General features: G+C 44.7%; 17 protein-coding genes. 10 read left to right on the top strand and 7 right to left on the bottom strand.

Translation table 11 applies throughout. From position 1 onward, the window contains the following. Positions 1-341 precede the first annotated feature (341 nt). Positions 342-1,973, bottom strand: coding sequence for a SulP family inorganic anion transporter (locus AB6D58_RS16600; protein ID WP_170960822.1), 1,632 nt, complete (start codon positions 1,971-1,973; stop codon positions 342-344). Positions 1,974-2,259: 286 nt separating this feature from the next. Between AB6D58_RS16600 and can the strand changes: the two genes are divergently transcribed. Further along, complete coding sequence (gene can / locus AB6D58_RS16595) at positions 2,260-2,928, top strand: carbonate dehydratase (protein WP_017059437.1); 669 nt, start codon at positions 2,260-2,262, stop codon at positions 2,926-2,928. A gap of 74 nt (positions 2,929-3,002) precedes the next feature. On the opposite strand, the gene hpt is transcribed toward can, so the two are convergent. Beyond that, positions 3,003-3,533: a hypoxanthine phosphoribosyltransferase gene (gene hpt, locus AB6D58_RS16590; protein WP_061032638.1), complete on the bottom strand. Its 531-nt coding sequence runs from the start codon at positions 3,531-3,533 to the stop codon at positions 3,003-3,005. 336 nt (positions 3,534-3,869) lie between these two features. Here hpt and AB6D58_RS16585 point away from each other — a divergent pair, with 336 nt between their 5' ends. Then, positions 3,870-4,475 carry a LuxR/HapR/OpaR family quorum-sensing transcriptional regulator gene (locus tag AB6D58_RS16585; protein ID WP_019824386.1) on the top strand — a complete coding sequence of 202 codons (606 nt, stop codon included), beginning with the start codon at positions 3,870-3,872 and terminating at the stop codon, positions 4,473-4,475. A 224-nt stretch (positions 4,476-4,699) separates the two neighbouring features. Here the strand turns inward: AB6D58_RS16585 and lpdA are convergent, their stop codons facing one another. From lpdA to ampD, 5 genes are all read right to left on the bottom strand, one after another. Continuing rightward, entirely contained in the window at positions 4,700-6,130 is a 1,431-nt protein-coding gene (lpdA, locus tag AB6D58_RS16580) for a dihydrolipoyl dehydrogenase (protein WP_017059440.1), read from the bottom strand. Positions 6,131-6,372: 242 nt separating this feature from the next. Beyond that, on the bottom strand, positions 6,373-8,277 hold the full coding sequence (aceF, locus tag AB6D58_RS16575) for a pyruvate dehydrogenase complex dihydrolipoyllysine-residue acetyltransferase (RefSeq protein WP_372157807.1): 1,905 nt from the start codon (positions 8,275-8,277) through the stop codon (positions 6,373-6,375). 30 nt (positions 8,278-8,307) lie between these two features. After that, on the bottom strand, positions 8,308-10,971 hold the full coding sequence (aceE, locus tag AB6D58_RS16570) for a pyruvate dehydrogenase (acetyl-transferring), homodimeric type (protein ID WP_065584923.1): 2,664 nt from the start codon (positions 10,969-10,971) through the stop codon (positions 8,308-8,310). Positions 10,972-11,033: 62 nt separating this feature from the next. Further along, a complete protein-coding gene (gene pdhR / locus AB6D58_RS16565) occupies positions 11,034-11,795 on the bottom strand; it encodes a pyruvate dehydrogenase complex transcriptional repressor PdhR (RefSeq protein ID WP_017059443.1) in 762 nt (253 codons plus the stop codon). A 437-nt stretch (positions 11,796-12,232) separates the two neighbouring features. Next, positions 12,233-12,877 (bottom strand): 1,6-anhydro-N-acetylmuramyl-L-alanine amidase AmpD, encoded by a 645-nt coding sequence (ampD, locus tag AB6D58_RS16560; protein WP_372157804.1) that lies wholly within the window; start codon positions 12,875-12,877, stop codon positions 12,233-12,235. A gap of 83 nt (positions 12,878-12,960) precedes the next feature. Between ampD and nadC the strand changes: the two genes are divergently transcribed. From nadC to yacG, 8 genes are all read left to right on the top strand, one after another. Further along, the gene (gene nadC, locus AB6D58_RS16555) at positions 12,961-13,851 is read left to right on the top strand and encodes a carboxylating nicotinate-nucleotide diphosphorylase (RefSeq protein ID WP_372056204.1); all 891 of its coding nucleotides are present in this window, start codon (positions 12,961-12,963) and stop codon (positions 13,849-13,851) included. 252 nt (positions 13,852-14,103) lie between these two features. Next, entirely contained in the window at positions 14,104-14,517 is a 414-nt protein-coding gene (locus AB6D58_RS16550) for a prepilin-type N-terminal cleavage/methylation domain-containing protein (protein ID WP_016799549.1), read from the top strand. 3 nt (positions 14,518-14,520) lie between these two features. Continuing rightward, the gene (gene pilB / locus AB6D58_RS16545; RefSeq protein ID WP_372157801.1) at positions 14,521-16,206 is read left to right on the top strand and encodes a type IV-A pilus assembly ATPase PilB; all 1,686 of its coding nucleotides are present in this window, start codon (positions 14,521-14,523) and stop codon (positions 16,204-16,206) included. 15 nt (positions 16,207-16,221) lie between these two features. Further along, the gene (locus AB6D58_RS16540; protein ID WP_136977806.1) at positions 16,222-17,451 is read left to right on the top strand and encodes a type II secretion system F family protein; all 1,230 of its coding nucleotides are present in this window, start codon (positions 16,222-16,224) and stop codon (positions 17,449-17,451) included. A 66-nt stretch (positions 17,452-17,517) separates the two neighbouring features. After that, on the top strand, positions 17,518-18,387 hold the full coding sequence (locus tag AB6D58_RS16535) for an A24 family peptidase (protein ID WP_372157799.1): 870 nt from the start codon (positions 17,518-17,520) through the stop codon (positions 18,385-18,387). Between the two features lie 2 nt (positions 18,388-18,389). Further along, positions 18,390-19,004, top strand: coding sequence for a dephospho-CoA kinase (gene coaE / locus AB6D58_RS16530; protein ID WP_372157796.1), 615 nt, complete (start codon positions 18,390-18,392; stop codon positions 19,002-19,004). A gap of 26 nt (positions 19,005-19,030) precedes the next feature. Continuing rightward, entirely contained in the window at positions 19,031-19,771 is a 741-nt protein-coding gene (zapD, locus tag AB6D58_RS16525; RefSeq protein WP_017063237.1) for a cell division protein ZapD, read from the top strand. An 81-nt stretch (positions 19,772-19,852) separates the two neighbouring features. Then, a complete protein-coding gene (yacG, locus tag AB6D58_RS16520; RefSeq protein WP_004735515.1) occupies positions 19,853-20,050 on the top strand; it encodes a DNA gyrase inhibitor YacG in 198 nt (65 codons plus the stop codon). Positions 20,051-20,111: the final 61 nt, after the last annotated feature.

The raw sequence follows: 20,111 nt of genomic DNA, 5'->3' as shown, positions 1-20,111 counted from the left end.
AGATAAGATGTAGACGACCGAGCTTGAGGAAGAGAGTAATGCTTAAAACGAGCTAGCAGAAAACTAACCCAAACTTGTTAACTCGGCCATTTTGCAAACAAGTTTATCGTTGATTGACGATTAATACAAATATCGTGTGAGAGTTTCTTTCGAAAACAAATAAGCGTCTTGGCTACGTGAAGACTAAATCAACGTTCAATAAATATAAAAATGCCGCTAAGTGATTCACTTAACGGCATTAATGATCAGTCTTGAAGTGAGCGTCTATAGCTTATTCATATTAGATTATTCATATTAGATTATTCATATCAGGTCATTAATATCAGCTTATTACTGAAAAATTAAACTGACTCAAATTGATGCTCATCTCTGTCGACATAGCTTGTTGCTGCCGTCAGGGCTTCATATCTGAATCGATAAGTGTTGGATTCAGGTACTAGGTCAATCACGTGGAACTTCTCTAGTTGTTGACGAGTATTCTCATTAGGACACAGCAGATACACCTCACACTGCGCATCCAATGCATCTTTAATCGCATTCTCTAGCGCTAGGCCAACAGTGACATCAATCATAGGTACATCTGTCAGGTCTAGAATCATCGCTTCATAGTCAGAGATACTTGAGTGCTGACGTGAAATCGCCTTTGAAACGCTGAATATCATCGGCCCTGATAGGTAGAAGAATAGCACCTTACCATTGGCACTATCGAGTAACTGACGTTCGCTATCAGTCAATGGGATATCGTCTTCATCATCACCATCACTGATCGCCTTAACTTGTCTGGCTTGCTCTCGGCTTAATCTTTCAATAATCAGAATATTCGAGATAAACACACCCAGTCCAACGGCAATAATCAAGTCAACAAACACAGTCAATAGCATCACGCCGTACATCACGCCCATGCCGGCATAGCTAACCTTGTGCGCGCGCTGGATAAAGCTCCAATCTAGGATATTGAAACCAACATACATAGCGATACCAGCCAGCACTGCCATAGGAATCGGTTCTGTTAAACCACCTGCAACCAATACCACGAGCGCAAGTACTAAAGCTCGAATAACACCTGAAAGCGGAGAACGCGCTCCCACCTGAATATTGGTTACAGTCCCCATAGTGGCACCCGCGCCAGGTAGTGCACCAAACAGGCCAGAGATCATATTGGCAATGCCTTGGCCACGAAGCTCTTTGTCTGAGTCATGCTCTTTACGAGTCAATGAATCTCCGATAACCGCGGTCAAAAGCGTATCAATACAACCTAATGTACCAAGCACCAAGGCATCGATAACCATAGTAGTAAACTGTTCAGCGCTAATCGTAGGGATAACGAGGGAAGGTAAACCAGCTGGGATTTCACCAATACGGCGAATAGAGTCGGTATCAAAAATAATGACGGACAAGAGCGTTACAGCCACTAACGCGACCAGTTGAGCAGGCACATACTTACGATATTTGGCTGGAAAACCGAAAAGAATACCGAGCGTCAATGCTCCTAAAAACAGCTCGCTGATTTTAAGATTAGCCAATGTATCTGGAAGTGCAGAGAGCGTGCCCATTACACCACCGGATGGAGCGGCATGCCCTAACAATGGAGACAGCTGCAAGATAATCAGAATAACGCCAATGCCCGACATGAATCCGGAGATCACGCTATATGGCATCAAAGTGACGTATTTTCCTAGCTTTAACGTACCAAGTAATATCTGGAATGCACCGGCCATCATCACGACAGTAAAGGTCATTGCCATACCCGTTTCAGGATATTTAGCAACCATACTCGTCATTACGGCAGTCATGATCACCGTCATCGGGCCGGTAGGTTCAGAAATCAAACTACTCGAACCGCCAAACAATGCTGCAAATAGGCCAACCATAATGGCGCCCCACAAGCCAGCTTCAGCTCCCGCACCAGAAGCAACACCAAATGCCAATGCTAAAGGCAATGAGATGATGGCTGTAGTAACACCACCAAACATATCCCCTTTGAGATTGATATCCGTAAAACGACTTCCAAACAAAACACACCTTCCTGATGATGAAATGACAAACCTTATCACTTTAACAAATGTATCAAGTGTTCAGAAAGTGTTAATTCAATCACATTATTCATGTCTTATAACCGGATCATAGCTTCTACGCTAAGTTAATGATTTTAACGATGAGTACACGTCAGATGAGTACTATTTGACACAGTTTTTACGAGATTGAATTTGTAACATTGTGTATAGTTGAGATTCTTAATTAAGGGATGTAAGACGCAAAATGCCAGAGATTAAACAGCTTTTTGAAAACAACTCTAAATGGTCAGAAGAAATTCGATCTCAACGACCTGAGTATTTTACAACGCTTGAAGAGGGTCAAAGCCCTGGTTTTCTATGGATTGGCTGCTCAGATAGCCGTGTTCCGGCCGAGCGTCTCACTGGTTTGTACTCTGGCGAACTGTTTGTTCACCGAAATGTGGCAAACCAAGTGGTTCATACCGACCTAAACTGCCTCTCAGTGGTACAGTACGCCGTCGATGTACTCAAAGTTAAACACATTATTGTCTGCGGTCACTATGGCTGTGGCGGTGTTAACGCGGCGATTGATAACCCTAAACTTGGTCTTATCAACAACTGGTTACTGCACATCCGTGACAATTACCTAAAATACCGCAAGCAAATCGAGGGGCTTCCTCGTGAGCAATGGGGTGACAAGTTATGCGAAATTAACGTCGCAGAACAGGTTTATAACCTAGGTAACTCAACCATTATGCAAAATGCGTGGGAGCGTGGCCAAGACGTTGAAATCCATGGTGTGGTTTATGGTATTGGCGATGGCAAGCTACAGGACCTTGGCGTACGTTGCTCAAGTAACGATACTTTAGAGAACAGTCACTTAGATGCATTAAACAAGATCTTAACGACGCCTCTTCTTAGTCAACAAAGCTAACCCATTCCGTCATATATACAAAAAGCCCGCATCAAGCGGGCTTTTTAATGACTTCTAAACCACAAGCGTAATGATTACTCTTGAGGTACTACCTTACCGATGTACGGTAGGTGACGATATTTTTGAGCGTAGTCGATACCTACACCAACAACGAACTCGTCTGGGATTTCGAAACCAATCCACTTCGTATCAACTTCAACTTCACGACGTGAAGGCTTATCTAGTAGCGTACAAATCTCGATAGACTTAGGACCACGAAGGCTCAGAATCTCTTTTACTTTAGTCAGCGTGTTACCTGTATCGATAATATCCTCTACAAGTAGAACGTCTTTACCTTGGATGTCGTCATCTAGGTCTTTCAAAATACGAACATCACGTGAGCTTTCCATGCTGTTGCCGTAGCTAGACGCAGTCATGAAATCAACTTGGTGAGTTAAATCGATAGCACGAGCAAGATCCGCCATAAAGACAAACGATCCACGTAATAAGCCAACTAAAACCAGATCTTCACTGCCTTGGTAGTGTTCCGTGATCTGTTTGCCTAGTTCGTTCACTCGATCCTGAACTTCTTGCTCAGAGATCATGACTTCAACTGTATGCTTCATACTGCTCTCATTTTGTTTGGTGATTGCGACAAGTGTAGACAGTTATGCCATGGGTGCCGCTCAATTTGTGCGTAAGTCTAGCACTGCTCAAATACCCACACCACCTTATGGTTCCAATTTACTGTGAGATTATCAATGAAATGTGCACTTGTGCCTTGTCTGATAGTCGCCTCCTTTCACATCAATGTGGATCACGCTTTATGTATCAAGTTTGATGTAACTGTCTATTAAATAAGCTCAAAGGATTGACCATTCGCATATGCACCATTACACTCATCTTGGCTTAAATAATAATAAAATCATTAATATAAAAATTTCGTTGGCAAGGAAAATAAAATGGACTCAATATCTAAGAGACCTAGAACTAGGCTTTCACCTTTAAAAAGAAAACTTCAATTGATGGAAATCGCTCTTGAGGTATTCTCTCGCCGCGGCATCGGTCGTGGTGGACACGCTGATATTGCAGACATCGCTCAGGTGTCTGTCGCAACGGTATTTAACTACTTCCCAACCCGTGAAGATCTGGTTGATGAAGTACTAAATCACGTTGTACGCCAATTCTCTAACTTCCTTTCAGACAATATCGATCTGGATATTCACGCAAAACAAAACCTACATAATATTGCGACTGAAATGGTGACGTTAGTGGCTCAAGATAGCCATTGGTTAAATGTATGGTTCGAATGGAGCGCTTCGACTCGTGATGAAGTATGGCCGCTATTCGTAACAACGAACCGCACTAACCAAATGTTAGTACAAAACATGTTTAGCAAAGCGATTGAACGCGGCGAAGTCTGTGACGATCACGACCCTAAACATCTAGCGAATCTATTCCACGGCATTTGCTACTCGCTATTCATCCAAGCGAAACGTGTAGAAACGCCAGAAGAGCTTTCAAGCTTAACGGATAGCTACTTGAACATGCTGTGCATTTATAAGTAGATTCGAGATTCGAGATTCGAGATTCGAGATTCGAGATTCGAGTAAATAATTTAAGGGTTGGCCTAATGGGCCAACCCTTTTTTATAGAATGGAATGTCTCTTCGCATCCCGAAGCGCAGCGTACTCGCATCTCGGAGTGGAACGTTACTGCTCTTTTCTTCAGACATAAAAAACCGCTGACCAATCAGCGGTTTTTCAAACATTAGCGAGTGGCTAAAGGAGAATTACTTCTTCTTTTTCACTGCTTTCTTATTTGGAAGGTCAGTGATTGAACCTTCGAATACTTCCGCAGCTAGACCAACAGACTCGTGTAGAGTTGGGTGAGCGTGGATAGTAAGTGCGATATCTTCTGCATCACAACCCATTTCGATCGCTAGGCCGATTTCGCCAAGAAGTTCACCACCGTTAGTACCAACAACAGCACCACCGATTACGCGATGAGTATCTTTATCGAAGATCATCTTAGTCACGCCGTCTGCACAGTCAGAAGCGATTGCACGACCAGAAGCAGCCCAAGGGAAAGTAGCAACTTCGTAATTGATGCCTTCAGCTTTCGCTTCTTTCTCAGTCTTACCTACCCAAGCAACTTCTGGCTCAGTGTACGCAATTGATGGGATTACTTTAGGGTCGAAGTAGTGCTTCTTACCAGAGATAACTTCAGCAGCTACGTGACCTTCATGCACACCTTTGTGAGCAAGCATTGGTTGACCAACAACATCACCGATCGCGTGGATGTGAGGAACGTTAGTACGCATTTGCTTATCAACATTGATGAAACCACGCTCATCAACTTCGATACCCGCTTTTTCAGCGTCGATAAGTGCACCGTTTGGAACACGACCGATAGCAACAAGAACAGCATCGTAGCGTTCAGCTTCAGCTGGTGCTTTTTTGCCTTCCATTGAAACGTAGATACCGTCTTCTTTTGCTTCAACAGCAGTCACTTTAGTTTCAAGCATTAGCTTGAACTTGTTCTTAATGCGCTTAGTGAAAACTTTAACGATGTCTTTATCCGCAGCAGGGATAACTTGATCGAACATCTCTACAACTTCAACTTTAGAACCTAGAGAGTGGTAAACCGTACCCATCTCAAGACCGATGATACCGCCGCCCATGATAAGCAGTTTTTCAGGTACTTCGTTTAGTTCTAGTGCATCCGTAGAATCCCAAATACGTGGGTCTTCATGTGGGATGAAAGGAAGTTTGATTGGGCGAGAACCCGCAGCAATGATTGCGTTGTCGAAGTTAACAGTTGTTGCTTCGCCTTCGCCTTCAACAAGAATGCTGTTAGGACCAGTGAACTTACCGAAACCGTTAACAACAGTAACGTTACGCATCTTAGCCATACCGCCAAGGCCGCCAGTTAGTTGATCAACTACTTTTTCTTTCCAGATACGGATCTTGTTGATGTCCGTTTGTGGCTCGCCGAATACAACGCCGTGCTCTGCCATCGCTTTAGCTTCTTCGATTACTTTAGAAACGTGAAGAAGTGCTTTTGATGGAATACAACCAACGTTTAGACATACACCACCAAGAGTGCTGTAACGTTCAACTAGTACTGTTTCTAGACCTAAATCCGCACAACGGAATGCCGCTGAGTAACCAGCAGGACCTGAACCAAGTACAACAACTTGGGCTTTAATTTCTTTGCTCATTGTGACCTCTTGTAGTCATTATCCCTAACAGGCTGAGTAGATGTTCTTAAAATTATTGGGCTTTCAAACAGGAAACATTTTACAGAGATGTTAACAGTGTGAAAGTAGCTTTAAGTTAGCCTGTGAGCTAGACAACAATTCCCCATCAGATTATGAGAAATGCAGGAAACTGTTGTCTAAAAATAGTCTTTATATAAAGAATTAAGGTGACCCGAAAGTCACCTTAATAATTACTTTCTCAATTACAGTACTAGACGACGAATGTCAGATAGTGCGCTGTTTAGGAAAGTAATGAAGCGTGCACCTTCAGCACCATCGATCACACGGTGGTCGTATGATAGAGACAGTGGAAGCTGTAGACGTGGTTGGAACTCTTTACCATTCCAAACTGGCTTAATTTCAGACTTAGATACACCTAGGATACCTACTTCTGGAGCATTTACGATTGGAGTAAATGCAGTACCGCCAATACCACCAAGGCTAGAGATTGTGAAACAACCGCCTTGCATGTCTGCCGCTGTTAGCTTACCAGAACGTGCTTTCTTAGAAACAGCCATTAGCTCTTCTGATAGCTCGTAAATGCCTTTCTTGTTCACGTCTTTGAAGACAGGAACAACTAGACCGTTTGGTGTATCAACAGCGATACCCACATTTACGTACTTCTTAAGAATGATGCTTTCGCCATCTTCAGAAAGAGAAGAGTTAAACGCTGGGAACGCTTCTAGCGCTTTAGCAACAGCTTTCATGATGAACACAAGTGGAGTGATCTTCATGCCAGTGTCTTTCTTCGCTTCGATTGCGTTCTGTTCTTTACGGAATGCTTCTAGCTCAGTGATGTCTGCGTTGTCCCATTGTGTAACGTGAGGGATCATTACCCAGTTACGGTGCAGGTTAGCGCCAGAGATCTTCTTAATCTTAGAAAGCTTCTGAACTTCAGTTTCGCCGAACTTGCTGAAGTCAACTTTTGGCCATGGTAGTAGACCAAGTGCAGAACCGTCGCCGCCTTTGCCAGATGCAGCTGCACCAGACTCAAGACGCTTAAGTGCATCTTTAACGTAAGACTGAACGTCTTCTTTAAGGATACGGCTCTTACGACCAGTACCTTTAACCTTAGAAAGGTTAACGCCGAATTCACGAGCTAGACGACGAACTACTGGAGAAGCGTGCGCGTAGTCACCGTTCTCTTGGAAGTCGCCAGCTGCTGGAGCCGCTGCAGGTGCTTCTGCTTTAGGAGCCGGTGCCGCCGCTGGAGCTGCTGCTTGTGCAGGTGCTGCAACAGGAGCAGGCGCTGCGCCTTCAACCGGAGTGCCGGCCACGACGAAAGTCATGATTAGAGAGCCAGTTGACACTTTGTCGCCAGCTGCAATCTTAATCTCTTTTACTGTACCAGCGAATGGTGCAGGAACTTCCATTGAAGCTTTGTCGCCTTCAACAGTAATTAGAGATTGCTCTTCTTCTACTGTATCGCCAACCGCTACCATTACTTCAGTAACTTCAACTTCGTCACCGCCGATGTCTGGAACGTTTACTTCTTTTTCAGCTGATGCTGTTGGAGCTGCTGCAACTGGTGCTGCCGCCGCTGGAGCGCCAGAGCCCGCTACTTCACCTGTTTCTACAGAGAAAATCATTACTAGAGAACCAGTCGATACTGAGTCACCAGAAGCGATCTTGATTTCTTTAACGATACCAGCGAATGGTGCAGGAACTTCCATTGAAGCCTTGTCACCTTCAACAGTAAGAAGAGATTGCTCTTCTTCTACTGCGTCACCGATAGCAACCATGATTTCAGTTACTTCAACTTCATCACCGCCGATGTCAGGAACGTGAACTTCTTTAAGCTCTGCCGCTGCTGCCGCTGCAGGAGCGGCTACTGGAGCTGCCTCTGCTGCTGGAGCAGGTGCAGCTTCAGCTGCACCCTCGGCTTCGAAAATCATGATTAGAGAACCAGTAGAAACTGAATCGCCTTCAGCTACTTTGATTTCTTTAACGATACCTGCTTGAGACGCTGGAACTTCCATAGAAGCTTTGTCGCCTTCAACAGTGATCAGAGACTGTTCTTCTTCAACCTTGTCGCCAACGCTTACAAGAATCTCAGTAACTTCAACCTCATCTGCACCGATGTCAGGTACATTAATTTCGATTGCCATTGCTTATTTACCTTCTAGTTAAGCGCTGTATTAAGCGTATTGTGGGTTTGTTTTTTCAGTGTCGATATCGAATTTAGCAATTGCTTCAACAACTACAGATTTCTCGATATCACCACGTTTAGCCAGTTCAGTTAGAGCTGCAACTACGATGTAGCCAGCGTTAACTTCGAAGTGACGACGTAGGTTTGCACGGCTGTCAGAACGGCCGAAACCATCAGTACCAAGTACTTTGTAAGACTCGCTTGGCATGTAAGCACGTACTTGCTCAGCGTAGTTCTTCATGTAGTCAGTCACTGCGATTGCAGGTTCTTTACCAAGTACAGTTGTGATGTACGGTACTTTCTCTTCAGCTTCTGGGTGAAGCATGTTGTCACGCTCTACCGCTTGGCCGTCACGAGTTAGTTCGTTGAACGACGTTACAGAGAATACGTCAGATGCTACGCCGTACTCTTCGCTTAGAATTTCAGCAGCTTTACGCGCTTCGTTCATGATAGTACCAGAGCTCATTAGTTGAACTTTGCCCTTAGCACCAGCGTGAGATTCAAGCTTGTAGATACCCTTACGGATGCCTTCTTCAGCGCCTTCTGGCATTGCTGGCATTGCGTAGTTCTCGTTCATTACTGTTAGGTAGTAGTAAACGTTCTCTTGCTCAGGGCCGTACATGCGACGGATACCGTCTTGCATGATTACTGCTAGCTCGTAAGCGAATGTTGGATCGTAAGAGATACAGTTCGGGATAGTGTTCGCTTGGATGTGCGAGTGACCATCTTCGTGCTGTAGACCTTCACCGTTCAGTGTTGTACGACCAGCTGTAGCACCTAGTAGGAAGCCGCGAGCTTGTTGGTCACCTGCTAGCCATGCCATGTCACCAATACGTTGGAAACCGAACATAGAGTAGTAGATGTAGAACGGGATCATTGGTAGGTCGTTCGTGCTGTATGAAGTTGCCGCTGCAACCCATGAAGCCATAGAACCTAGCTCGTTGATACCTTCTTGAAGAACTTGACCAGATGTTGCTTCTTTGTAGTAAGAAACGATGCCTTTATCTTCAGGTGTGTATTCTTGACCGTGTGGGTTGTAGATACCAACCTGACGGAATAGACCTTCCATACCGAATGTACGAGCTTCATCACAGATGATAGGAACGATGTTCTTACCAATGTTCTTATCTTTAAGAAGGATGTTTAGCGTACGTACATAAGCCATAGTTGTAGAGATATCACGCTTCTGTTCACCTAGTAGAGGTGCGAATGCGTCTAGCTCAGGAACCTTGAACTCTTGAGTAAACTTAGGAAGACGTGCAGGTGTGTAACCGTGTAGAGCGTTACGACGAGCGTGCATGTATTCGTACTCAGGCGTACCTTCTTCCAATTTCAGGTAAGGAAGTTCAGCGATCTTCTCATCTGAAAGGATGTCTTCTAGGCCTAGGCGATCACGTAGGTGTTGAACATGAGTCATGTCCATTTTCTTAACACCGTGTGCAATGTTCTTACCTTCAGCTGCATCACCCATGCCGTAACCTTTAACAGTCTTAGCTAGGATTACAGTTGGCTTACCGTTTGTCTCTTTAGCATTGTTGAATGCAGCAAACAGTTTAGAAGAATCGTGACCACCACGCTTAAGAGCGAAGATTTCGTCATCAGTCATGTCTGCAACTAGTGCAGCTGTTTCTGGGTACTTACCAAAGAAGTGCTCACGTACGTATGCGCCATCTTTAGATTTGAATGTTTGGTAGTCACCATCGATAGTTTCGTTCATTAGTTGAAGAAGCTTACCAGTAGTGTCTTTAGCTAGTAGAGAATCCCAGTTGCTACCCCAGATAACTTTAACAACGTTCCAACCTGCGCCTTTGAATAGGCCTTCAAGTTCTTGAATGATGCTACCGTTACCCATTACAGGGCCGTCTAGACGCTGTAGGTTACAGTTGATTAAGAAACATAGGTTGTCTAGCTTCTCACGCGCAGCGAAAGAGATAGCACCACGTGATTCTGGCTCATCCATCTCACCGTCACCTAGGAACGCGTATACGCGTTGCGCTGAAGTTTCTTTCAGGCCACGGCCGTCAAGGTACTTAAGGAAGCGCGCTTGGTAGATAGCAGAGATAGGGCCAAGACCCATAGATACTGTTGGGAACTGCCAGAACTCAGGCATCAGTTTCGGGTGCGGGTAAGAAGGGATACCTTTACCATCAACTTCTTGACGGAAGTTATCTAGCTGTTCTTCAGTTAGACGACCTTCAACGAATGCACGAGAGTAGATACCTGGAGAGATGTGACCTTGGTAGTAAACTAGATCGCCACCGTCTGTCTCGTTTGGAGCACGGAAGAAGTGGTTGAAACATACTTCGTAGAACGCTGCTGCTGACTGGTAAGAAGCCATGTGACCACCAAGGTCTAGGTCTTTCTTAGAAGCACGCAATACGATCATGATTGCGTTCCAGCGAATAATCGAACGAATACGACGCTCAAGAGTTACGTCACCAGGGTAAGCTGGCTCTTGTGCTGCTGGAATTGTGTTGATGTAGTTTGTGTTGATGCCTGTAGCCATATCAACACCATCTAAACGTGCTTTATCTAGAACTTGTTCTAGTAAAAACTGTGCACGTTCTACACCTTCTTCACGTACTACTGACTCAAGAGCTTCTAACCAATCTTGAGTTTCCAGAGCATCAACGTCATGCTTCATGTCAGACATGGCGATCTATCCTTTTTGTTAGTTGGATTCTACTAAACACGTAAAAAGCCGAAGTATTACGGCTATTTACCCTGTTGAATTCGACGTAGAGAACGTTCGCGGCGCGACTCTTCCTTCGTCAAATCCAGCAATGTTTCTTCGATGTAAGCTAAATGAGAGTGTGACATTTCACGTGCCTGTTCTGGCTGCCCGGAAACAATCGCATCTACAATGTTAGCTCGATGTATACTCACTTTCTCCACAACGTCTTTACGACGATGCAACAGCTTTAAATTCTCTAAGACGTTTTGTTCGAGTAACGGAGCCAAGCTACGAACAATGTGCAATAACACCACATTGTGCGCTGCCTCTGTTAAAGCAATAAGAAAAGCCATCACCGCTGCAGATTCGGCTTCAATATCACCCTTTTCTTGCGCGCCGTGAATTTTTTCTTGGCAGGCTTGAATACGAGCAAAGTCTTCATCGGTTCCACGCAATGCCGCGAAGTAAGCCGAAATCCCTTCCATCGCATGACGCGATTCCAACAAGTCTAGTTGGGTTTCAGAATGGGACGACAACAAATTAAGCAAAGGATCTGAAAAGCTTTTCCAGATATTTTCGCTAACAAACGTACCTCCACCTTGACGGCGAGTAAGCAAGCGTTTTGCTTCTAAACGTTGTATCGCTTCTCGGATCGAAGGACGAGACACATCGAACTGTTTCGCCAGTTCGCGCTCAGGCGGCAGCTGCTGCCCTGGAGCCAGTGTTCCTTCCACTATCAACCTTTCTAACTCTTGTTCGATAACATCGGAGAGTTTTGGCTGACGAATCCTTTGATAAGCCATAGTTTGTTGTTCTTCTTTTTCTTCGCTGACAATTGGTAATACCAATTTTAAGTTGGGCAGAAATTAACATAATTAAAACGCCACTGTCCAGCCTAAAATTGACCTGCATCATAGAATACAGCGTGAATTAACCATGATTTAACAAATGAAATTTAAAACAGCAACCAAATTGGTCTTACCATTTACAGGGGTAATACTTTTGGGGAGTGTTCTTGCTAGAAAGTTTCAGGATAAAAATGAATTGTTTCAGAAAGATTAGTGTCACTCGTTTAAAAATCGAACCAAGCGCACATTTAGGGTGGAAATTCTGTTCATAAGTTTTAATAAATGAGTGTTTGATAAGTTCGTCACACTCTCAATTTATTGATGCGCTTCTCTCCACCACTTTCTTTACATCGCAACAACAAAAATTCACAAGTCATTATGCCAGGCGTTGACTATTCAACGCCCACCAGCGGTAAGCCCATCGTCAAAAACTGAGGCTTAAGCTTTGAGATTTTTTTAAACTTCTGCCAATCAAACACCAAGCCAGGGTCAGTTTTACGCAAAGGCGCTATATATTGATGGCCAGTGATACGCTCACTGGTGATTTGAGGAAACGTCGATACGAGCGTTTCTGTTAATTGGCTAAGCGCTTGATACTGCTGCTCGCTATAAGCTACAAAGTCACTACCTTCCAGTTCAATACCAATAGAGTAATCATTGCACCTTTCACGCCCTGCAAAACTCGACTGGCCAGCATGCCAAGCTCGGTCTAAGAAAGAAACAAACTGCACCACTTCCCCATCGCGACGAATCAAACAGTGCGCCGACACGCCCATTTGGTGAATCACCTTAAAAAACGGGTGTTCCTTCGGGTCGAGTTTGCCCGTAAAAAACAGTTCTATGTAAGGCCCACCAAATTGACCCGGAGGCAAGCTAATGTTGTGAACCACCAGCAGAGAAATATCGTCGGCACTCGGTCGAGCATCAAAATACGGAGAAGGAACATGCCGAGCGTTGTCGTACCATCCGTTGGAGCTGATCGTCATCTTGGTCTCACTTTCTTTTCTGCTAGCACAATAAGATGTGACCTTGCCCATAGAGCAGTCGCGCTAGCCTCTTTAATTTGAAGTTAAGCAAGAGTATCATTCCATTCCCACTCCCTTTCAAGATTAGATTTGCGATGAAAAACACACATAACAGCCACCAACGCCTTGACTACTTAAAAGAGCAACTGCCTCTAGAGATCACTCGTGCAGTAGCCGAGACTATCAAAGAAGACCTAGGTGGCACGTTAGATCCAGCGGCTGACATCACAGCAAGTCTAATCCCAGCAGACGCAATCAACAGCGCAACCATCATTACTCGTGAGCACGGTGTGTTCTGTGGTAAAGCTTGGGCTGATGAAGTGTTTAAGCAACTGGGCGGTGAAGTGACTATCGAGTGGAATGTAGAAGATGGCGACAAGGTTGAACCAAACCAAACACTTTGTACCTTAACAGGTCCAGCACGCGCGCTATTAACGGGTGAGCGCAACGCAATGAACTTCATTCAAACGCTATCTGGTTGTGCGACTACGACGGCTACCTACGCGGACAAAATCAAACACACAGAGTGCCGCCTGTTAGATACTCGTAAAACGATACCTGGCCTGCGCAGCGCACTAAAATACGCAGTCGCTTGTGGCGGCGGTTTCAACCACCGTATTGGGGTTTTCGATGCTTACCTAATCAAAGAAAACCACATCATCGCTTGTGGTGGCATTGAGAAGGCTATCTCTACTGCAAAAGAGCTGAACCCAGGTAAACCAGTAGAAGTAGAAACAGAGAGCCTAGAAGAGCTAGAGCAAGCGATCAGCGCTGGTGCAGACATCATCATGCTAGACAACTTCACCACAGACATGATGCGTGAAGCTGTGAAAATCAACGCTGGACGTGCTGCGCTAGAAAACTCTGGCAACGTGACGCTAGATACCATTGCAGAGTTTGCTGAAACGGGCGTTGATTATATCTCGGTAGGCGCACTAACTAAGCACCTAAAAGCAATGGATCTATCAATGAGATTCAAAGCGTAATTGACTGAATAATAAATAATTTCTGTAAAGGCACTGTTTATAACGGTGCCTTTTTATTGCCTTAATTGTCAGTATTTCAAGCAGTTATTTAAGTTGATCGCATAAATTTGCGCACTATATGAAACACCACACTAATAAATACAAAACCACTCGCGGCCACACCTGAATACCATTCCACTCCCCCATCTCAACTTCTATTCTTTCCATCAACCAGTGCCTGCACTGAAACAAACTAAAGAATGGAATTAGACAATGAATAACAAAAGTAAAAGAACAAATCAGAAAGGCTTTACGCTGATTGAATTGATGATTGTGGTAGCGATTATTGGCGTGTTGTCAGCAATTGCAGTTCCAGCTTATAAAGATTACGTATCAAAAAGTGAGCTAGCTTCTGGGTTTGCGACATTAAAATCGATTATTACCCCTGCTGAACTTTATATACAAGAAAACGGTACGCTTACAGCTGATCCTACTGTTCTTGGCGTAAGTGCAGGTGCTAATAGTTTAGGTGTCTTATCGACAACAACAGGAAATGTAGTGAAGTTTACACATGATAATGGAGCTGTCTCTGGAGCTATTTTTACATATAGCAGAGATAGCGCTCACGGTTGGACATGTAAGTTAGAAAACCATGGCAGTAATGAGAAACCAAAGGGCTGTAGCTAGAGAATGCTAACCAACCTCCCAACCGTTCTCCGTCAGGCTGATTTACTTAGCCTGACTCAAGAACAAGCCGTTGCGGAACATATACATGCTTCAGGTGTTTCTACACCTGAAGCTTTGCTCGTTCTTGATTTATTCACCAGCGAGAGTCTCGCACATAATATTCAAGCCATTTTCGGTTTGCCGTTAGTTCAGCTTGCCAACATTAACTATGAAGTCTTGTGCGACCAATTAGGGCTTCGCGAGCTGATCACAAAGTATCACGCTATCCCGATTTCAGTGTCTAGCTCCACCCTAACTCTCGCCTCTGCCGATCCGACCGACTTGCAAGCTGAAGATGATTTTCGATTTGCGACAGGATTGCAGATCGAACTCGTTGTCGCTAACTACTCTGAATTAGAAGGCGCAATAAGAAAGCTGTATGGCCGCTCCATTTCCGGACAAGATTCTAACCGCAAAGAAATCACTCAAGATGAACTCGCCAATCTCGTTGAGGTGTCTGACGACGAGATAGCGTCGATAGAAGATCTCAGTCAAGACGATTCCCCTGTCAGCAGATTTATCAATCAGATATTGGTCGATGCGGTACGCAAAGGTGCATCAGATATTCATTTTGAACCTTACGAAGAGCACTATCGCGTGCGCCTGCGTTGCGATGGCATCCTTGTCGAGATTCAGCAACCCGCCTCTCATTTAAGTCGCCGGTTATCTGCTCGCTTGAAGATTCTCGCCAAGCTTGATATTGCGGAGCGTCGCTTACCCCAAGATGGACGCATTAAGCTCCGTTTGAATGATGAACTCGCGATTGATATGCGTGTATCAACACTTCCGACCTTATGGGGTGAAAAGATCGTTCTTCGACTGCTTGATAGTAGTGCGGCCAATCTAGATATCGATAAGTTAGGTTACAGCGAAGATCAAAAAGCACTCTACCTCGATGCCCTGAAACGCCCACAAGGTATGATCTTAATGACAGGACCTACCGGCAGCGGAAAAACCGTCTCCCTTTATACAGGCCTTCGAGTGCTTAACACTACGGAACGCAATATCTCGACAGCTGAAGACCCAGTGGAGATTAACCTATGTGGTATCAATCAAGTACAAGTAACACCTAAGATCGGCTTTGGTTTTGCTGAAGCACTGCGATCATTTTTACGACAAGACCCTGATGTTGTGATGGTTGGAGAGATCCGCGACTTGGAAACCGCAGAGATCGCGATCAAAGCATCGCAAACCGGTCACTTAGTGCTTTCGACACTGCACACTAATTCCGCCGTAGAAACCGTCACTCGACTCGCTCATATGGGGATAGAACCCTTTAACCTCGCCTCATCATTGAGTTTGATTATCGCCCAACGACTGGCAAGACGATTGTGCAACCACTGCAAAGAAACTGACGATTCACCAAACATATTTCTGCGTCACTCGATTCCTAACAGCAAAACCATCTACAAAGCCAATCTTCAAGGGTGTAATGAGTGCAATCAAGGGTACTCTGGTCGCGTTGGTATCTACGAAGTGATGCCATTTAGCGACCAGCTGAAAAGCAGCCTGATCGACAAACCGAACGCGTTAGCCATTGAAAACTTGGCACGCCGAGAAGGCATGAGAACTCTGCAAGAGTCGGGGCTAGATAAATTGCTTGAAGGCACCACCAGCTATCAAGAGCTGCAACGTGTTCTGTACATATAACCCAATGGAGCACCAATGAGTAGCAAGTCCAAACAATCACAATTAAAAAGCTATCACTGGAAAGGTATTAACAGCTCAGGCAAGAAAGTGTCAGGACAAACCTTAGCGCTTACCGAATTAGAAGTGCGAGAAAAGCTCAAAGAACAACATATTCAAATTAAGAAAATCAAAAAGAAAAGTATTTCAGCCGTCACTCGTTTAACACATCGCGTCAAAGCCAAAGACATCACAATTTTAACTCGGCAACTTGCGACGATGCTGGCTACTGGTGTGCCTATCGTACAAGCCATCAAGTTGGTGTCGGACAATCACCGCAAAGCTGAAATGAAATCGATTCTATCGCATATCTGCAAAGGTGTAGAAGCCGGAACGCCAATATCAAAAGCGATGCGAACCGCAAGCCGTCACTTTGATGACCTCTATACTGACTTGGTCGCGACAGGCGAACTTTCCGGTAATCTAGCGCAAGTATTCGAACGCTTGGCAACTTATCGAGAAAAGAGTGAACAGTTAAAGTCTAAGGTTATAAAAGCACTGATCTACCCAGCGATGGTGGTCATTGTTGCACTAACTGTCTCCTACCTAATGCTAACCATGGTAATCCCCGAATTTGAATCTATGTTTTCAGGCTTTGGTGCAGACTTACCTTGGTTTACTCAGCAGGTACTCCACCTTTCCCATTGGATGCAGGCTTACAGTTTTTATACGGCTGTAGGCATCGGGCTTGTTGTTCTGATTATTTACCAACTATGCCAGCGCTCCCACTCGTTCAGACTGTCTGTCAGTCGGCTAGGATTGCGTTTCCCTGTTCTCGGTGGCGTATTAGCGAAAGCCTCAATAGCCAAATTCAGCCGAACCTTATCAACAAGCTTTAGTTCCGGTATTCCTATTTTAATGAGCCTAAAAACCACAGCCAAAACCGCAGGCAACCTACATTATGAATCAGCAATCATTGAGGTTCACCGAGAAACCGCAGCAGGCATGCCGATGTATATCGCAATGCGCAATACCAATGCCTTCCCCGAAATGGTGTTACAGATGGTGATGATTGGCGAAGAGTCTGGCAACCTTGATGATATGCTCAATAAAGTAGCCTCGATTTACGAGTTTGAAGTAGACAACACCGTCGACAATTTAGGCAAGATTCTAGAGCCACTGATCATCGTGTTTTTAGGCACCGTTGTTGGTGGACTTGTGGTTGCGATGTACTTACCGATCTTTAATCTTATGAGTGTGTTAGGATAGTTAAAAGCAACTAAACACCCATGAGCAGCAATCTCTGCTCACCTTGATTAAGTGGTAAAGGACACTATGGAAGTATTTCACTACTATCCTTGGCTATTCCCCGTATTAGCTTTCATTTTTAGCCTTCTTATCGGCAGCTTCCTCAACGTAGTCATACACCGTTTACCGATTATGATGGAACGCGAATGGCAACAAGAGTGCTCGGAGTATTTCTCTCAATATAAAATTCCAGCGCCAGAGGGGAAGTTTAATCTCAGTATTCCTCGTTCAACCTGCCCGAAATGCAAAACCCAATTAAGAATCGTCGACAATATCCCAGTGTTAAGCTGGCTGTTCTTAAAGGGGAAGTGCCATAGCTGTGCTAACCCAATCAGTGCTCGCTACCCTTTAGTCGAACTGCTTACCGCAATCCTTTGTACCGCAGTCGCTAGTCATTTTGGTTTCAGTTATTACGCCATCGCTCTGATCTTTTTCACGTTTGCATTGATTACCGCAACCTTTATCGATCTCGATACCATGCTGCTCCCTGATCAAATCACCTTACCTTTAGTTTGGTCTGGTATCGCTTTAGCTCTGTTTAACGTCAGTCCAGTATCGCTTCAAGATTCAGTGATTGGTGCAATGGCTGGCTACCTAGCCTTGTGGTCCGTTTATTGGTTGTTTAAGCTACTAACAGGCAAAGAAGGGATGGGTTACGGCGATTTCAAACTTCTGGCTGCGCTTGGTGCATGGCTTGGCTGGCAACACCTACCGATGATCATCCTTTTATCTTCGCTGGTAGGCCTTGTGTTTGGTTTAATTCAACTTCGCCTGAAACAGCAAGGCATCGATAAAGCCTTTCCATTTGGCCCTTACCTTGCAATTGCGGGTTGGGTAAGCTTGATGTGGGGTAACGACATCATGGGTTGGTATTTCACTTCTGTACTAGGAATTTAACCATGGCAATCATTATCGGATTAAGCGGCGGTATCGCCAGTGGCAAAACCACGGTCGCTAACCTGTTCAATGAGCATTTTAATATTGATATTGTTGATGCTGATATCGTGGCACGTGAAGTGGTTGCGCTGGGCAGTGACGGTTTAAAACAGATTACAGAACACTTTGGTGAGTCTATCTTGCTTGAAGATGGAACTCTCAACCGAAGTCGACTGCGTGAGCTGATCTTCTCTGATCCTAAAGAGAAGCAGTGGCTCAATGATCTTCTTCATCCCATGATCCGTGACAAAATTGACAGTGACCTGTCTAAAGTCACATCCCCTTATGCTTTATTAGTCGCACCGCTATTGGTTGAAAACCAAATGCAAGGCATGGCCGATCGCGTTTTAATCGTTGATGTGCCTACAGAAGTGCAAATAGAACGCACAATGAGTCGTGACAATGTTTCGAAGGAACAGGTTGCCGCAATTTTAAAATCACAAGCTTCAAGAGAACAGCGCTTAGCGGTTGCAGATGACGTGATTAAAAACCATACTAAAAACCAAGAACTTTTGCCTCAAATCACAGATTTACATCAAAAGTATCTGGCAATCAGTACAGTAGATGGGTCAGAATAGAACTATGTTGAATGAAGGTTTGCTTGATGATCACCCATAAATTTGAACATCCTCTAAATGAGAAAACAAGAATCTACTTAAGAGTTGAATCGCTCTTGAGGCAGCTACACTTGTCTTCTACATTTTCCGATGCTCAACAGTATCAACTCTTTTTCCGTTCCATCTTTGATCTGATTGAAATCTTCGAACAGATCCAACTCAAGAGCGAACTCGCAAAAGATATTGAGAAGCAACGTGTAACCTACAAAAGCTGGTTGGATGTTGAAGGTGTCGATCAAGAGATGCTGACATCACTACTTAATGACATTGGTAACATCTATCGTGATCTGATGCAGGCAGAACGTTTTGGCCAATCACTTAAAGAAGACCGCTTCCTGAGTGCGATTCGCCAGCGCTTTAATCTTCCAGGTGGCTCATGCTGCTTTGATTTACCGGCACTGCATTATTGGCTGCACCTTCCTCTTGATAAGAGAATGCGAGATGCTAAAGCTTGGATGGACAGCTTACAGCCTCTGTATGAAGCGCTAACACTGTGGTTGAAGCTCACCAGAGAGACGGGTCACTTCAAAGAGCAAATCGCTCGTGCTGGCTTCTTCCAGAGCGATGCCGATGAAGCGAATATCCTTCGTCTTTCTATTCCGATGCAATACGGTGCCTACCCGATGATCTCCGGTCACAAGAACCGCTTTGCTGTTAAGTTCATGAGCTTTGAAACTGGGCAAGCCTGTACTCAAGACATCGAATTTGAATTGGCAATCTGCACCTAATTAATTTCCTTTTATAGTTTGGCTTGAGTCCTCACTCGAGCCTAAACTCACTATTATTACACCTTCAAATTAAGAATCACTATGTCGAAGAAAATCACCATCGTTAAATGCCCTCAATGTAATGCTGACGTTGAATGGGGCGAACAAAGCCCGCACCGCCCGTTTTGCAGCAAGCAATGTCAGATGATTGATTTCGGTGAATGGGCAGACGAAGAGAACAGCATCGCTGGCGCACCAGATATGTCAGATAGCGATGGTTGGTCGGAAGATCCGCACTAAGCGAGTAGCGAGTAGCGAGTAGCGAGTAGCGAGTAGCGAGTAGCGAGTAGCGAGTAGCGAG

It is taken from the genome of Vibrio sp. 10N.239.312.D08, from assembly GCF_041466145.1.
In the GTDB taxonomy this organism is placed as follows: Bacteria; Pseudomonadota; Gammaproteobacteria; order Enterobacterales; family Vibrionaceae; genus Vibrio; species Vibrio crassostreae_C.
The sequence above is the reverse complement of the archived record's forward strand: the minus strand, read 5'-3'. Positions and strand labels throughout refer to the sequence as shown.

Bases quoted from the DNA above. Each gene is read 5' to 3' on its own strand.
- AB6D58_RS16600 (WP_170960822.1), bottom strand. From the start codon at position 1,973: ATGTTTGGTGGTGTTACTACAGCCATCATCTCATTGCCTTTAGCATTG.
- can (WP_017059437.1), top strand. From the start codon at position 2,260: ATGCCAGAGATTAAACAGCTTTTTGAAAACAACTCTAAATGGTCAGAA.
- hpt (WP_061032638.1), bottom strand. From the start codon at position 3,533: ATGAAGCATACAGTTGAAGTCATGATCTCTGAGCAAGAAGTTCAGGAT.
- AB6D58_RS16585 (WP_019824386.1), top strand. From the start codon at position 3,870: ATGGACTCAATATCTAAGAGACCTAGAACTAGGCTTTCACCTTTAAAA.
- lpdA (WP_017059440.1), bottom strand. From the start codon at position 6,130: ATGAGCAAAGAAATTAAAGCCCAAGTTGTTGTACTTGGTTCAGGTCCT.
- aceF (WP_372157807.1), bottom strand. From the start codon at position 8,277: ATGGCAATCGAAATTAATGTACCTGACATCGGTGCAGATGAGGTTGAA.
- aceE (WP_065584923.1), bottom strand. From the start codon at position 10,971: ATGTCTGACATGAAGCATGACGTTGATGCTCTGGAAACTCAAGATTGG.
- pdhR (WP_017059443.1), bottom strand. From the start codon at position 11,795: ATGGCTTATCAAAGGATTCGTCAGCCAAAACTCTCCGATGTTATCGAA.
- ampD (WP_372157804.1), bottom strand. From the start codon at position 12,877: ATGGGCAAGGTCACATCTTATTGTGCTAGCAGAAAAGAAAGTGAGACC.
- nadC (WP_372056204.1), top strand. From the start codon at position 12,961: ATGAAAAACACACATAACAGCCACCAACGCCTTGACTACTTAAAAGAG.
- AB6D58_RS16550 (WP_016799549.1), top strand. From the start codon at position 14,104: ATGAATAACAAAAGTAAAAGAACAAATCAGAAAGGCTTTACGCTGATT.
- pilB (WP_372157801.1), top strand. From the start codon at position 14,521: ATGCTAACCAACCTCCCAACCGTTCTCCGTCAGGCTGATTTACTTAGC.
- AB6D58_RS16540 (WP_136977806.1), top strand. From the start codon at position 16,222: ATGAGTAGCAAGTCCAAACAATCACAATTAAAAAGCTATCACTGGAAA.
- AB6D58_RS16535 (WP_372157799.1), top strand. From the start codon at position 17,518: ATGGAAGTATTTCACTACTATCCTTGGCTATTCCCCGTATTAGCTTTC.
- coaE (WP_372157796.1), top strand. From the start codon at position 18,390: ATGGCAATCATTATCGGATTAAGCGGCGGTATCGCCAGTGGCAAAACC.
- zapD (WP_017063237.1), top strand. From the start codon at position 19,031: ATGATCACCCATAAATTTGAACATCCTCTAAATGAGAAAACAAGAATC.
- yacG (WP_004735515.1), top strand. From the start codon at position 19,853: ATGTCGAAGAAAATCACCATCGTTAAATGCCCTCAATGTAATGCTGAC.